Below are 12,971 nucleotides of genomic sequence, written 5' to 3' on the forward strand. Positions count from 1 at the left end.
TGCCTCGAAGCTCGAGATACTGTCAATCGTATCGGGCGACGATGCGTTCGACGATGTCGTCCCAGTCAGGGACGGTGGCCGCGTCAACATCGCAGTTGATCGCCTCGCGGACGGTTGTTGCGATTGCTGCTGGTGCCATGGAGTCGACTCCGACACATCCGTCTCGGTCAGCCCAGTCCGTAAGGGCGCCAGATTCCCTGACCACACACGGTGTTCCAGCTGTCAGCGCCTCCGCGACCGTCATTCCGTATGATTCAACCGCTGAGAGAGTTACGTACGCCGTGGCACCGGCGTACAGCCCAGGTAATCGATCATCGGCCACGTAGCCGAGAAACGTCACTCTGTCCGCGACGCCCTCTTCGCTGGCAATACGTTTCAGCGCTTCCATGTACGGTCCGCGTCCGGCAATCAGAAGTTCGTATTCAGGGAGTTCAGATAGCGCACGGATCGCGTACTGAATACCCTTGTATTCTTCCAACCGGCCGACACATAGCAAGTAGGGCTCAGCGTTCGGTTCAGGAGTTGCGTTCGCGAACCGGTCCTTGTTTAGACCGTTCGGAATTACCGTCGCATCGACACCGAAGTCAGCTTGCAGTTGCTGACGTTCCCAATCGCTTACAGCGATCACATCGTCGGCCCGTCGAATGGCCCACCGACCAAGTGGTCGATAGAGCTCCAGCAATGCGTTTCGAATATCGTTATTACTTTCTCCGTGATAGTGTGTCGTCACGACAAACTGCTGCCCTGTAACGCCGAGTGCGGCAAATAATAAGGGAAACGCGTGATAGTTATGCGCGTGCACAACATCGGCATCGGACTGGCGAACGGCCTTCACCAATTGCGGCGCGATGTAGAATGCATTCCCGGGTCTAGCTGATCTATACCGCTGAACGAGAACTCCATCGTCGACGTTCTGTCTGTTGATGTTGGCTGTCGCGTCCGCACTGAGTACCGTCACGTCGTGTCCCTTGGCATCGAGACGAACCGCGATTTCACGGACGTGAGTTTCGACCCCACCAGTATGCGGTGGATATCGATGCGTGACAAGCAGGATCTTCATTCAAACGCCTCTCGCAATTCAGCATCGACATCCCACGTGCCGTCCGAGTCTCCAACCAACAGCTCGACACTGGCTCGTAACAATGACACCTGCGTGTCGAATATCGAGTAGAGAGCTTGCACGGGTCCAAGGAGGTCCTTCTGTCCCAAGTACGCAAACACGCCAACTACGCCCGGGACCACCAACCCACTGGCATCGAATAGCGAAACAGCTGCTCCAGTTCCGACTATAAGCGTCACCGCCAGCAGCCACGGCGATACGATCATGAACCACCAGTTGAACGGCAACACGACCTTGCCATATTTCCCATACCGTCCGAGAGCATCACGATGCTGTACTAACAACCGAATGAGCCCCATACCGCGCCTATCCTTTTGCTTCCGACGCTTCACGAACTCGGAGTGCGAAGCCTCCATATACTCCACAGCAGGATCGAAAATCACACGCCCACCCTGACGTCGGATTTTCAATGCGAGTTCCGTATCGTCGGCCAACGAGTTCGGGTCGATCGGAAGCAGCGCATCGTTCTCGAACGCGGAGAACGGCCCGTGAAAGATCAACGTCGAGTCCAGATGAGACTCCAGTTGCTGGATGTGGCTCTGGACGCCACGGTAGCCTGATTCAACCTCGCTCCCGCCTAATACCTCCACGTTCTGGCCAGTCACAGCCGCGATATCATCGTCTGCAAGATTTGCGGCAGCTTCTCGAAGGACATTCGGCGAGAGCTTCGAGTCACAATCGGTTTTCACGACCATGTCGTTCGACGCGGCAGCGTAGGCGTCGTTAAGTGCTGGCGCAAGCCCACGTCGTTCATTTTCCTCTAGCAGCACCAGATCAGGCGCATCAAGATCTGCAAAATACTCTCGGATGATTTCACGAGTATCATCACTCGAGGAGTCGACAACGACGAGCTCGACCTTTTCCATCGGATAGTCGAGCGCAAGCAGATCGTCAAGTTTGGTCTCGACAATTTGTTCTTCGTTATACGTCGGGAGTACGATACTGACGGTGGGTTCGGCTGGTTCTTTGTCAGCGGGTGACCCCTGCGGTCGAATCCACGCGTAAAGTAAGAGGTAGCAGACATAGGGCGCGGCTGTCACCGCAAGAAGCGAAACAGCTGCCACGACGAGTAGATTCATTAGTGGGGGGTTGTGAGCGTTGGATAATAAACTTCTTCGTCTTTGGATGAACGCAAAACAATCAGTATCACATTGTCACCCACGAAGTGCAACTGACTGCTCTTATGAGATGTCTCACAGAACTCAGTGTGGTCAGTAGCAAGAATAATTAAGTATACGGAATGGGCCAGTTCGAACGATGCAACACCTCCGCGAACAAACTGAGCAATCCGATACTCTTCTAGAACTACTAGAAGGAACGTCGTGTTCCTTCTGTGAAGACGGCCACCTCGTTCAAGAGCGATACAAGGGAAACGAGGCCGTGATCTGCTCTGGTTGTGGAACACCGGGCGCGCAAGTCTGGTGAACGAGGTGCGGAGTTAGATTCCCGACGGTCCGATAATAAAACCGGTCAGGAGTCGATCAGTAGCCTTTTGCGGTTCGGTGGGGGAGTAATGCCCAATGGAAGACGACGCGGTTCGCGCGGCCTCGAGTCCGCGCTCGGACGGTGGCGACGTCGTCGCCGTGACCGAGCAAACCCGCGAGATCTCGCCGGAGGAGGTCTGCGTGCTCATTCCGACGCTCGAGGAGGCGGCCACGATCGGCGACGTGATCGAGGGCTTCTATGCGGAAGGGTATACGAACGTCGTCGTGATCGACGGCGACTCCGAGGACGACACCCGCGAGATCGCCCGTGATCACGGCGCGGAGGTACTGGTCCAGTCGGGCAGCGGCAAGGGCCAGGCGGTCCGTGAGGCCCTCGAGTACGTGACGGTCCCGTACGTGTTGATGCTCGACGGCGATGGGACCTACGATCCGGCCGACGCCGACAAGATGATCGAGCCGCTCGCGCGCGGGTACGACCATGTAATCGGCAACCGTTTTGCCGATATGGACGACGACGCGATGCGGGCGTTGAACGGCTTCGGCAACCGGATGATAAACCGCGCGTTCGCGTTCGTCCACGGGGCCAACTACCAGGACATCCTCTCGGGGTATCGAGCGTTTACTGTCGACTCGTTCCGCCAACTGTCACTCGATTCGGACGGATTTACGATCGAAACCGAACTCGCCGTCGAGTGCGTCAAACACGGGATCGACACGACGGTCGTCCCGGTGAGTTACCACGCTCGACCCGACGAATCCGAGACCAACCTGCATCCAGTCAAAGACGGCGGGACGATCTTGCTCGCGCTGTACTCGCTGGCCAAGACCAACAACCCGCTCTTCTACTTCGGCAGCCTCGGCGTGAGCGGTATCGCCTCCGGTGCTCTCATTGCAATGTATGTCCTCTGGGAGTGGATTCAGTACACACGAAGCCACGAGGTCCTGGCAGTGGTCTCGGCGGCCGCGATCATCCTTGGTGTCCAGTTACTCATGTTTGGCGTCCTCTCGGATATGCTCGTCACGCTTCATCGCGAGCAGCGCCGGCGCTTAGAGCGGATCGCTCGAGACGAGCGCGACACGTAGGACTGAAAACAGCTACTCGAGGCAACCGCGCGATCAGAACGGTAACAGCGACCGAAACTGCGAGACGACGCTGCCCGAGCGGTTCCGTCGGTACTCCTCGAACGGCTCGTGGAGTTCGTTCAGCAGCTCCTGCCGGGAGTCGAAGCGGTCTGTCGGGACGTCGTCGAGTATCTCACCGAGTGCAACGTCGTTCCCGTGGACGTCATAGGGGATGTGCTCGTGGCCGAGTTCGGCTCTGATGTCGTCTTTCGTGGCCGGAAAGGACAGCTCCGCGTCCTTGAGGTGAGCGTCGACGGCAGCGATGCCGAATTCGATACTGTCGGGTTTCTCGTCGTCTCCGCTCGATGGTGGCCGGACTCCCATGCCTTACCACTTGCTACGGAGCCGAATATAAAAACGTCTGTGGAGACAGTCGACGACCGTCACTGACCGCTGACTATGTCCGACTGCCGCCGACGAGGGAGCCGACCCCGGCGACGTCGACGTATTATCCACCGCTGTCGACACGCATTTGGGTCCTGCGACGGACTCTAGTGTATGACCGACTACACCACGGTGTCGATCCCGAAGGATCTCGCCGATCGCGTCGAGGAGACCATCGAAGGGACGAGTTTTCAGAGCACGAGCGACCTCGTCCGATTCCTGCTGCGCAGTATCGTTATCCAGCACCAGAAGGAAGGCGAGCTCACCGAAGCCCAGTTCGAAGAGATTACCGAACAGCTCCGTGGCCTTGGGTATCTCGAGTAAGTCCCCAACTCGAACACCTCTTTAACTGGCAGCCAACAGCTGGCTATTAAAGGGGAGCAGCCCTTTTCGGCCTTGAGATCATACCCCACATGGGGGAGAGACATGCCCCACATTCCGGACTTCCCATCTGACGGCGATGACGACGATGGACGTGACCGGAGCCCCGGCGGCATCATCGATCGGATCATCGGGGACGACGAGTTTCCAGTCCCGACCGGGTGACTCACAGGGCCGCCTTTTTTCGAGCGTACACCAGGTGTCACACTCCACGGAACCGGCACGCCACATTAGTCCGTCAGCGACTGGTTCGGCGGCGAGGCGTCGATGATCTCGAGGGGGTGGCGGTCGCCGCTGCGGTCGAACGCGGCGAACGACCGGTCGTCGGTTTGCCAGGGTGGGACGGCGACGAAGACGATCTCGGCGAGGTCGTCCTGTCGCGTTACCTCGAGTTCGCCGACCGGATGGGAGACGAACCGGCCTTGGGCCTGCCGAGCGGGTGTCGAGAGGTCAACACCGAAGACGGCGTTGACGGAGTTGCCGGGATCGGGGAGAAAGAAGTCCGTAAAGACCGGCGTCTCGGGAACGAGGTGGTCTGCACCCTCGAGTTCGCCGGCTAGGGTAACCGAGACGCCCGTCGTCACGTCGTCGGGATCCGCATCGCTGGCCAGGTCCAGCAACACGTCGACGAGCGCACGGGTGACGTAGACCACAGGTTAGCTTTGGGTGGAAGGTAGTTAGCAGTGGCGGTGAGGGTGTCAATCCCCCGCCCTCAAGGAGCAATCGGAGAGAGCGAGTAGGGCGGGGTAGTTCACAGGTATGCCCTCCAGCAGTTAGGTCGACTCGACATCACCGCTCTCAGATCGGCAGCATGTCCCAAGCCGTCTCGACGTACAGGCGGGGCGCTCGCCGACGGGAACTGTCGAACGCGTCCTCGAGCGCACGCGAAGCGCCCTCGAGCACGCCGGCACCGTGACCGACGAGGACGCGTTCGGGCCTAATACCGCGAAACGCCGCTTGTGGCGGGTTCAGTCGCAACATCGGATGCACGCCGAGTCGCTCGTCACCGGCCAGGAAGTAGTCGACGGTCCCGACCGTTTCGGGGACGACGAGCGTGCCGTCGGCTGGATTGTAGAGGGCGACTTCCTGCCAGAAGCGGCTATCGACGACAGTGAGCGCGCGGATCCCAGTGTCCGAAAGTTCGTCACTGAAGCGGGCGACCGCAGTGTCGATATCGCCAGTGACGCCATCGAAGAACTCGGGCAGATAGACGGGAACGCGATGACGCTTCGCGATGGCAGCGGCGTCGCGTTTGTGCCGATCGAGCGTGACGACGACGCCAGCCACGTCGCCGAACTCGGCGAATAGCTCGTCGATCCCCGCAGCGTCGACCGGATCGATCACCCAGACCTCGCCGTCGACTGCGAGGGCGTGGCTGGCGCGTTGCATTCGTTCGTCGGGATGCGCGATCCAACCGACACCACCCTCGAACCGATCGATCTCACGGAAGTCAGTCGCACGCTCGTCGACGCGAAAGGACATACCCCTGTGTATGGACGCAGCACTCATAAAATCACGTCGCAGAGTGGCAGCCGGCCGGCAGCGATACCACATCCGCCGATGCGACGCTGAACGTCTCGACGACGGGATTCGACGGTTGGACGATAATCCTTTTTCTCTACCGACACCTCGGTCGAGCCATATCAAATGCCAGCACTGATTCCGGATATCGTCGCGACGATCGTTACGCTGACGCTCGCCCAGCAACTCGAGCAGACGATTAGTTTCGGGATCTTCGTGCTCGGCGCGGCGCTGGCGACGCTCAGCGCGCTGGCGTGGCGACGGGAACGCGACCGGCGCATGGCCGTCGTCGCCGTCGGCTATCTCATGTTCGCGATCTATGGCTTCGTCGTCTTCCTCGAGTACTACCTGCTGCCGTATCTCTCCGTGCGGACCGTCGAGTTGCTGGAACACAGCGCCGCGGCGCTCATCCTCGTGGGACTGCTCGCGTTCTTCGTCGCGCTGACCCGGGAGTGACCATGACGGACTCCGACCCGGGCGATGAACCGGAGCTGGAACTCCAATCGCGGCGAACGATCTATCAGCACGTCCGCGACAGTCCAGGGATTCACTTTCGCGCTCTCCTCGACGGCCTCGAGTACGCGCAGGGGACGCTGCAGTATCACCTCCGCTGGCTGGAAGATCAGGGGCTACTCGAGGAGTCGGACGACGGCAAGTACACGCGATACTATCCGGCAGAGGAATTCGACGAGATCGATCAGGCGGTGATGAACGCACTGCGGCGTGAGTACGCCCGCCGGATCGTCGCCCACCTCGCCGTCGAGGGGGCGCTCTCGACTGCGGAACTGAGCGACCGCCTCGAGCGCTCGCCCTCGACGGTGTCGTGGCATCTCTCGAAACTCGAGGAGGCGGACCTCGTCACCAAGGAGCGGCAGGGTCGCAGCGTCGAATACGAACTGCGCGATCCGGAGCGCGTGCAGTATCTCTATACCGTCCACAGGAGGACGTTCACCGATCGAGTCGTCGACCGGCTGTTCGACCTGTGGGACAGCTACTGAGCTACTGCTTCGTCGTCGCAGGCGTCGACAGCCGCCCGCTGGCCACCAGCAGGCGCAACAGCAGGACGTAGCCGAGGAACGCGATCGCCGGGCCGAAAACCGGCCGGATCAACCCTGCGACATCGGTTCCGATGGCAACGGCGTGGATCGTCGCGAACGCGAAGCCGCCGTAGGCGAACGCATGGACGACTCGCGGTCCCCAAGGTCGGTCGAACCGCTGCCCGTCGAGAAAGCCGAGGACTGCGACGATGAGTACCTGCAGCGCCCCGACGCCGACCACGACACCGGCGATCAGGTACGTCGTCGAGTAGGCGGGCTGGGGTGCCGACCCGGAGATGATAAGCCAGGTGTCGAGGACGCCGAGGACGCCGTGAAGGAACGTCATGAGCATCGCGAACACCGACACTTCGATGTGAACCCGGCGGGAGAGCCGATAGAGCGGGCCGAACGACCGCGCGGTGTAGAGAATTCCCGTTAGGACTGCCAGATACAGCGCGGGATAGGCGACGAGCGCCGCGCCACGGTCGAGATACCAAATAACCTCCATTACGAGGCCCCCGTCGTCTCGACGACGTCCGGACAGCCGTCGCCGTCCTGAAAGCCGTTCGTCGTCTCCGGTCGCGTCGGACACTGGTCCGCGTTGTCACGAACCCCGTCACCGTCGTAATCGTTCGGTGCCTGTCGCGTCGGCACCGTCGAGTCGACGAGGTCCGCCTGCTCGCGGTCGACTGCCTGCGCATCGCGAACGTCCGCGATCCCCCACAGCACCGGCACCGTTGCGATAAGTAACACAACTGCGACGACTGTGACCGTCCCGCTATGCGACGTGCTCATCGAATCCCTCCGTCGTCCGAAAGACGCCGTCGTGGACCACGAACGCCTCGAGGCCCGGCCACGCAGCTGCACGCTCGAGTGCATCCGACAACGGCAGTGCGGCGAGCGTCGTCGCGAGCGCGTCGGCTTCCATGCAGTCGCGGTTGGCGACTACGGTGACCAGCTCGTGGCGCGCGCCGAGTCGCTCCGTCGTCGGATCGTAGACGTGATCGACGCCGTCGCGCTCCCGGCGATAGCCCCCGGAGGTGGCGACGTTCCAGTCGGTCTCGAGGACTTTGAGCGGCTGCGAATCCCCGTAAGGGCTTTCGACGGCAATCGGACCAGTCGGCGGTGACATGTCGCCACCGCCGCTGACGAAACCACGCCGGCCCGGTCCCGACACCGCAGCGGCTGCGCGATCGACGATGTAGCCCTTCGCGAGGCCATTGAGGTCGAGTTCCGTCTCGGTGACGACGCGGTCGCCGTCGACACGCACCGATCCGGTTTCGAACGTCGCTGAGACCGTCTCGCGGTCGCCGCGAAGGTACGCCTTCAGATCGTGTTCGACCGCTCCCTGCCGGATGTCAAAGACACCGTCGGTGCGCTCGCCGTATGCGAGGCCGCGTCGAACCAGTCGGGCGACGTGTTCGTTCTCGACGCGTCCTGTCCGGTTGAGACGCGCGACCGCGCTGTCCGGATCGAACGCGTCGAGTTCGGCCTCGAGCGACAGCGCGGTGTTTCGCGCGCGTTCGGCAGCGCTCTCGGCTCGGTAGCCGGTCGTTTGGATCGAGAAGTCGGTATCACAGCACCGAAACTCGAGGCTGGCGTCACCGAGTCGCGTCCGGGCGGCGCTAAGAGTGTCCACCAGGCTCATCGTCAGTCGTCCTCGTATTCGTCGTGCTCTTCGTATTCCTCGTCCTCCTCGTCCTCGTATTCGTCATGTTCTTCGTACTCGTCGTCTTCGTGTTCACCGCCGCCGCTTTGGACTGCTGGCGTGAAGTCCCCGTTCGGTGTCGGCGCATCGCTCGCGACCGTCGGGTTCTCGTTGTCGGTCAGCGAATCGACGCCGAGTCCGAGCCCGGGAGCGGCCAGCGCGAGCGCGACGACACCGGTCAACACTGCGCCGGCAAGTGTGAGCGCGACAAGTCTGTTCGTCGGAACTGGGATTCTCATTGGACAGGTGCAGCTAGCCCACGGCCTTATCTATCGTTTCGCGTCCATCGATCGAATGTTCGTCCAACCGTCGAATCGTCCGGCAGCGCCGACGATTCTTTATCCCTCCTTCGAGTAGCCTGCGTCATGCTAACAGGGCTTTCCTGGCTGGCACTCGAGGTCAAATATCTCGAGCCGGCGCGGGCGTTCTACGAAAAACGGCTGGGACTGTCCGTCCGCGAGCGCGGGGACGATGAAATAGTTGCGACGGCCGGCGAGACCGATCTCGTGCTCCGCCGGCCGAGCGGACTCCCTCGAGGTGGCCTCCACACTCACTACGCGTTCGCGATCCCCGACGACGAGTACGACGACTGGTGGGACCGCCTCTCCGAGACCCACGACCTCGAGGAGGCGCAATTCGGTCCGACGCGGTCGCTGTATCTGTACGACCCGGACGGCAACTGCGTCGAACTCGGCCAGCAGGCCGTCGCCGGCCCGGGGATCGACGGCATCTTCGAGGTCGTCCTCGAGGTCGAAGCTCTCGACCGCGCGCGCGACTTCTACGAGGAGCTGGGCTTCGAAACCGTCGACGAGGGCGACGACCGAACCCGGATACGACTCCACGGGCCGATGGCGCTAGAACTCTGGGAACCTCACCTGGGACTTGCCGATGCCCGCGGCGGCGTCCACGTCGACCTCGGGTTCGAGACGGACCAACCGAGGGCGGCGCTCGAGGCAGTTCGTGATCGCGTCCAGACAGTCGATAGGGAGACCGACGATGAGATCGTCGTTCGCGATCCGGACGGTCACGTCCTGACGTTCCTCGCACCGTGAACGTGCCCGCAGCCCTATTACCGTCCTCGTGGAAGGGCGATAGACGGCGAAACACGAATGGTTCGATCGACAGTCGCGGCAGCAACTGACCGACTCACTCGAAACCACGTTCGGATCGTTTTCCTCACGATACTCATCGCATGCGCTGCGGGAATCGTCTTCAACGCAGCTGGCGAGCCCGCGAGTGAACGGACGGATGCACCCGCTGACGCGCCCCCAACTGATACCCACACCGTCATCACGCAGTCGGGACGGGCCGGTAATATCCTCGCGTACGCGCCCAACGGAAGCCGCATCTACGCGAACGATACGCACACGAAGTACTACGACGTCGATCCCGTCGAAAACGAGTCGATGACCGTCGAGTACGCCGCGACGGACACGCTGTATGCCGACAGTCCCCGCTGTCAGGACCCGCCCTGTGCGCGTAACGTCATCGAACGGGCGAACCTCTCGACGGGTGAGGTGACCGAGGTCTACGCCCAGTACGTCTACCGAGAAACGGCCGGCGAGTGGCACGACGCCGACCGGATCGACGACCGACACATCGTCGTCGCCGACATCGCCGCCGATCAAGTGTTCATGGTCGACACCGAAACGGGAATGATCGAGTGGACCTGGGACTCCCAGCACGACTACCCCGTCGAGGGCGGCGGCTCCTATCCCGGGAACTGGGTCCACCTCAACGACGTCGAGGTCCTCGACGACGGGCGCGTGATGGCCAGTCTCCGCAATCAGGATCAGGTCGTCTTCATCGATCCCGAGACCGGGCTGGTGGACGACTGGACGCTTGGGGCGGAAAACGAGCATTCGATTCTGAACGAGCAGCACAATCCAGACTACATTCCCGAAGCACGCGGCGGTCCCGCCGTCGTCGTCGCGGACTCCGAAAACGGCCGCGTCCAGGAGTTCCAGCGCGAAAACGGAGCCTGGAACCGGAGCTGGATCTGGTCCGACGAGCGGCTGCAGTGGCCCCGCGACGCCGACCGGCTGCCAACCGGGAACACGCTCATCACCGATACTGGTGGCGAGCGCGTTCTCGAGGTCAACCAAAGTGGCAACATCGTCTGGCAACTCGAGACGCCCCATCCTTACGACGCCGAACGACTCGAGACCGGGGACGAGAGCACCGGCGGACAGAGCGCAGCGGCGCTCGGCCTCGAGTCGCAGACGAGCGGCGCTGACGACGGAGGGAGACAGAACGTCGACCTCGGCGTCTTCGATCCGATCGTCGATCGGGTTCGGTCGGTCGTTCCGTCTCACGTCGTTACGTTCGTCGTCTACGTCAGCCCATCGTGGCTGGGGCCGTCCGCTCTCGGACCGGTGACCGTCGGTCTCGTGACGGCGCTCCTCTGGGGGTGTGTCGAACTCAGATGGACGCTCCGCGCACGGGGAATCCGGATTCGCTGGCCCGTTTATAAAGAAAAATAGCCGTCCGTCTTTCACCAGCTGCACGAAGTCGTCCTCCGAGCCGACGAGCGCTGCCGTGAGTCCGGCTGGGAGCGTTATGTATCCTCTGTGAGCGCGTGTGCGATCTCGAGCAACTGGAGAACAGCGGTGTCACCGATCCGGTAGTAGGTCCACTTGCCTTGGCGTCGCGTCTTGACCAGCCCCGCGTCTTTGAGCTCTCGCAGATGACTCGCCACCGTCGACTGGGGTGCGTCGAGGACGACCTGTAACTCACACGCACACAGCTCGCCTTCTTTGAGCGCCTCGAGGATTCGGATCCGGTGTTCGTTCGCCAGCGCTTTGAACACGCCAAGCTGTGCGTCCACCTGTTCGTCGTCCGGTGCGAGTTCGAACAGCGACGTCAGTCGGTTTTCAGGGTTCTCGTAGAGTCGGTCCAGCGTCTGTCGCGTCGATTCGGGAACAGAGTCGGTCATCGTCCCGTATTATTCCACATCGACGCCGTCGATTCCGACGCCGTACCAACAGGAATTCTCGCATCGGTCGATCCCGCGCCGGTCAATGCAGCCACGATCGTGCCGAACGGCGAACCAGCCATACAGATCGACAAAGGTCGTTTTAATACTAAAGATTTCGATCAGAGAGGAGCGAATCGGCTGAATACTGTGCATACCAGTGTAGAATCTTGTCTTTTCAATTCAGGAAGTCGCGATACAAGCTGCTGATCGCGGAACGTACTCCTCGATGTAATCTCGGATGAATCGTTCGATTCTACTGGAAAGAGTCACTGTGCGATCGATTCGAGTCCCGACAGCGCGCTGGACACTACTGTCGTCAGTAAATAGCTGACTGCAGATCTAGAGTAGTAGATTGAAGAGCAAGCCAATGGTCAAGATACCTGTCGCCAGTGTCGTCGCGTATGCCGCGATCAGTTCCTTCTTCATCACTTTGTTCAGGATCATAAACTGCGGGAACGAGAGTGCGGCGACCGACATCATGAACGCCAGCCCCGTCCCAACCGGCAGTCCTTTTCCGATCAGCGATTCGACGACCGGTATGACGCCGAGGATGTCGGTATACATCGGGACGCCGACGGCAACAGCGCCAAAGACGCCAAGCGGCCCCGACAGATACTGTGTTACCAGTTCGCCGGGCAGGTAGCCGTGGATAACTGCACCCGCTCCGACGCCGACGATCACGTATGGGACGATTTCGACGATGATGTCTTTCGCCTCGACGTAGGCCTCTCTGGCACGTTCTTTCCGGGTGGGCTCATCGATTTCGACATCCGAGTCGCCGAAATTGAACTCCTCAATGTATCTGTCGAAGCCCAGTTTATTGAGGGTGTAGCCGCTGGACATCCCGATTACGATCCCACTCACCGCATACAGAGCTGTCAGTTTGAATCCGACGACGCCCTGGCAGCACGACGAGCGCAGCCTCGTTGATCATCGGCGAGACGGCGAGGAACGTGATCGTGATTCCGAACGGGATTCCCGCACCGACCATTCCGAGGAATATCGGAATCGTCGAACAGGAGCAAAACGGGGAGACGATTCCGAGCAATGCAGCGAGTGCATACCCCGTTATTGCTCGCTTCCCCTCGAGATAGTCCCTGATTTTCTCCGGCGGAAAGTACGTTCGGAGGTATGTCACGCCGAAAATCACCACGACGAGTATCGAGAGGATCTTCAGCGTGTCGTAAATCCAGAAATGAGCCGCCGCTCTCAGCGAGCCCGTGAGCCCGAGAGCCTCGACTACGTACGTGGCTATCTGTTGAAAAACCATGGTTTC

At 60.9% G+C, this 12,971-nt stretch carries 19 protein-coding genes; 7 read left to right on the forward strand and 12 right to left on the reverse strand.

Annotated elements, in window-relative coordinates:
• Positions 1-22: 22 nt before the first annotated feature.
• Together BDK88_RS11645 and BDK88_RS11650 are read right to left on the reverse strand one after the other, a co-directional pair.
• Positions 23-1,060, reverse strand: coding sequence for a glycosyltransferase family 4 protein (locus BDK88_RS11645; protein WP_130500529.1), 1,038 nt, complete (start codon positions 1,058-1,060; stop codon positions 23-25).
• Positions 1,057-2,199, reverse strand: a complete 1,143-nt coding sequence (locus tag BDK88_RS11650; protein WP_130500530.1) for a glycosyltransferase — start codon at positions 2,197-2,199, stop codon at positions 1,057-1,059. Before BDK88_RS11650 ends, BDK88_RS11645 begins: the two co-directional genes overlap by 4 nt.
• A 178-nt stretch (positions 2,200-2,377) precedes the next feature.
• On the opposite strand from BDK88_RS11650, the gene BDK88_RS22220 reads away from it, so the two are divergent.
• Entirely contained in the window at positions 2,378-2,545 is a 168-nt protein-coding gene (locus tag BDK88_RS22220; RefSeq protein ID WP_338143219.1) for an HVO_A0556 family zinc finger protein, read from the forward strand.
• A gap of 95 nt (positions 2,546-2,640) precedes the next feature.
• Positions 2,641-3,648, forward strand: coding sequence for an S-layer glycoprotein N-glycosyltransferase AglJ (gene aglJ / locus BDK88_RS11655; RefSeq protein WP_130500531.1), 1,008 nt, complete (start codon positions 2,641-2,643; stop codon positions 3,646-3,648).
• Positions 3,649-3,681: 33 nt separating this feature from the next.
• Here aglJ and BDK88_RS11660 read toward each other — a convergent pair whose 3' ends face one another.
• On the reverse strand, positions 3,682-4,011 hold the full coding sequence (locus BDK88_RS11660) for a DUF5789 family protein (protein ID WP_130500532.1): 330 nt from the start codon (positions 4,009-4,011) through the stop codon (positions 3,682-3,684).
• 174 nt (positions 4,012-4,185) lie between these two features.
• Here BDK88_RS11660 and BDK88_RS11665 point away from each other — a divergent pair, with 174 nt between their 5' ends.
• Positions 4,186-4,395 carry a ribbon-helix-helix domain-containing protein gene (locus BDK88_RS11665; protein ID WP_092929497.1) on the forward strand — a complete coding sequence of 70 codons (210 nt, stop codon included), beginning with the start codon at positions 4,186-4,188 and terminating at the stop codon, positions 4,393-4,395.
• Positions 4,396-4,682: 287 nt separating this feature from the next.
• Here BDK88_RS11665 and BDK88_RS11670 read toward each other — a convergent pair whose 3' ends face one another.
• Both BDK88_RS11670 and BDK88_RS11675 read right to left on the reverse strand, forming a co-directional pair.
• Positions 4,683-5,105 carry an MPN domain-containing protein gene (locus BDK88_RS11670; protein ID WP_130500533.1) on the reverse strand — a complete coding sequence of 141 codons (423 nt, stop codon included), beginning with the start codon at positions 5,103-5,105 and terminating at the stop codon, positions 4,683-4,685.
• Between the two features lie 145 nt (positions 5,106-5,250).
• On the reverse strand, positions 5,251-5,934 hold the full coding sequence (locus BDK88_RS11675) for a hypothetical protein (RefSeq protein ID WP_130500534.1): 684 nt from the start codon (positions 5,932-5,934) through the stop codon (positions 5,251-5,253).
• Positions 5,935-6,099: 165 nt separating this feature from the next.
• Between BDK88_RS11675 and BDK88_RS11680 the strand changes: the two genes are divergently transcribed.
• Together BDK88_RS11680 and BDK88_RS11685 are read left to right on the forward strand one after the other, a co-directional pair.
• Positions 6,100-6,429 carry a hypothetical protein gene (locus BDK88_RS11680; RefSeq protein ID WP_130500535.1) on the forward strand — a complete coding sequence of 110 codons (330 nt, stop codon included), beginning with the start codon at positions 6,100-6,102 and terminating at the stop codon, positions 6,427-6,429.
• A 2-nt stretch (positions 6,430-6,431) separates the two neighbouring features.
• Positions 6,432-6,971 (forward strand): winged helix-turn-helix transcriptional regulator, encoded by a 540-nt coding sequence (locus tag BDK88_RS11685; protein ID WP_130500536.1) that lies wholly within the window; start codon positions 6,432-6,434, stop codon positions 6,969-6,971.
• A 1-nt stretch (position 6,972) separates the two neighbouring features.
• Here BDK88_RS11685 and BDK88_RS11690 read toward each other — a convergent pair whose 3' ends face one another.
• Genes BDK88_RS11690 through BDK88_RS11705 form a run of 4 tightly spaced genes read right to left on the reverse strand, consistent with a single transcriptional unit; the run spans position 6,973 to position 8,957 of the window.
• Positions 6,973-7,518: a hypothetical protein gene (locus tag BDK88_RS11690; RefSeq protein ID WP_130500537.1), complete on the reverse strand. Its 546-nt coding sequence runs from the start codon at positions 7,516-7,518 to the stop codon at positions 6,973-6,975.
• Positions 7,518-7,805, reverse strand: a complete 288-nt coding sequence (locus BDK88_RS11695; protein ID WP_130500538.1) for a thrombospondin type 3 repeat-containing protein — start codon at positions 7,803-7,805, stop codon at positions 7,518-7,520. The genes BDK88_RS11690 and BDK88_RS11695 overlap by 1 nt, the downstream gene beginning before the upstream one ends.
• A complete protein-coding gene (locus tag BDK88_RS11700) occupies positions 7,789-8,658 on the reverse strand; it encodes an FAD:protein FMN transferase (protein ID WP_130500539.1) in 870 nt (289 codons plus the stop codon). Before BDK88_RS11700 ends, BDK88_RS11695 begins: the two co-directional genes overlap by 17 nt.
• Before the next feature lie 2 nt (positions 8,659-8,660).
• Positions 8,661-8,957 carry a hypothetical protein gene (locus BDK88_RS11705; RefSeq protein ID WP_130500540.1) on the reverse strand — a complete coding sequence of 99 codons (297 nt, stop codon included), beginning with the start codon at positions 8,955-8,957 and terminating at the stop codon, positions 8,661-8,663.
• Positions 8,958-9,083: 126 nt separating this feature from the next.
• Here BDK88_RS11705 and BDK88_RS11710 point away from each other — a divergent pair, with 126 nt between their 5' ends.
• Positions 9,084-9,770, forward strand: a complete 687-nt coding sequence (locus tag BDK88_RS11710; protein WP_130500541.1) for a VOC family protein — start codon at positions 9,084-9,086, stop codon at positions 9,768-9,770.
• 57 nt (positions 9,771-9,827) lie between these two features.
• Positions 9,828-11,201 carry an arylsulfotransferase family protein gene (locus BDK88_RS11715; RefSeq protein ID WP_130500542.1) on the forward strand — a complete coding sequence of 458 codons (1,374 nt, stop codon included), beginning with the start codon at positions 9,828-9,830 and terminating at the stop codon, positions 11,199-11,201.
• 74 nt (positions 11,202-11,275) lie between these two features.
• Here BDK88_RS11715 and BDK88_RS11720 read toward each other — a convergent pair whose 3' ends face one another.
• The 3 genes from BDK88_RS11720 to BDK88_RS22100 form a co-directional block, all read right to left on the reverse strand.
• Complete coding sequence (locus tag BDK88_RS11720) at positions 11,276-11,653, reverse strand: ArsR/SmtB family transcription factor (RefSeq protein WP_130500543.1); 378 nt, start codon at positions 11,651-11,653, stop codon at positions 11,276-11,278.
• A 381-nt stretch (positions 11,654-12,034) separates the two neighbouring features.
• Positions 12,035-12,559, reverse strand: coding sequence for a permease (locus BDK88_RS22095; protein ID WP_207225275.1), 525 nt, complete (start codon positions 12,557-12,559; stop codon positions 12,035-12,037).
• On the reverse strand, positions 12,513-12,965 hold the full coding sequence (locus tag BDK88_RS22100) for a permease (protein ID WP_207225276.1): 453 nt from the start codon (positions 12,963-12,965) through the stop codon (positions 12,513-12,515). Before BDK88_RS22100 ends, BDK88_RS22095 begins: the two co-directional genes overlap by 47 nt.
• Positions 12,966-12,971: the final 6 nt, after the last annotated feature.

This window comes from Natrinema hispanicum, assembly GCF_004217335.1.
In the GTDB taxonomy this organism is placed as follows: domain Archaea; phylum Halobacteriota; class Halobacteria; order Halobacteriales; family Natrialbaceae; genus Natrinema; species Natrinema hispanicum.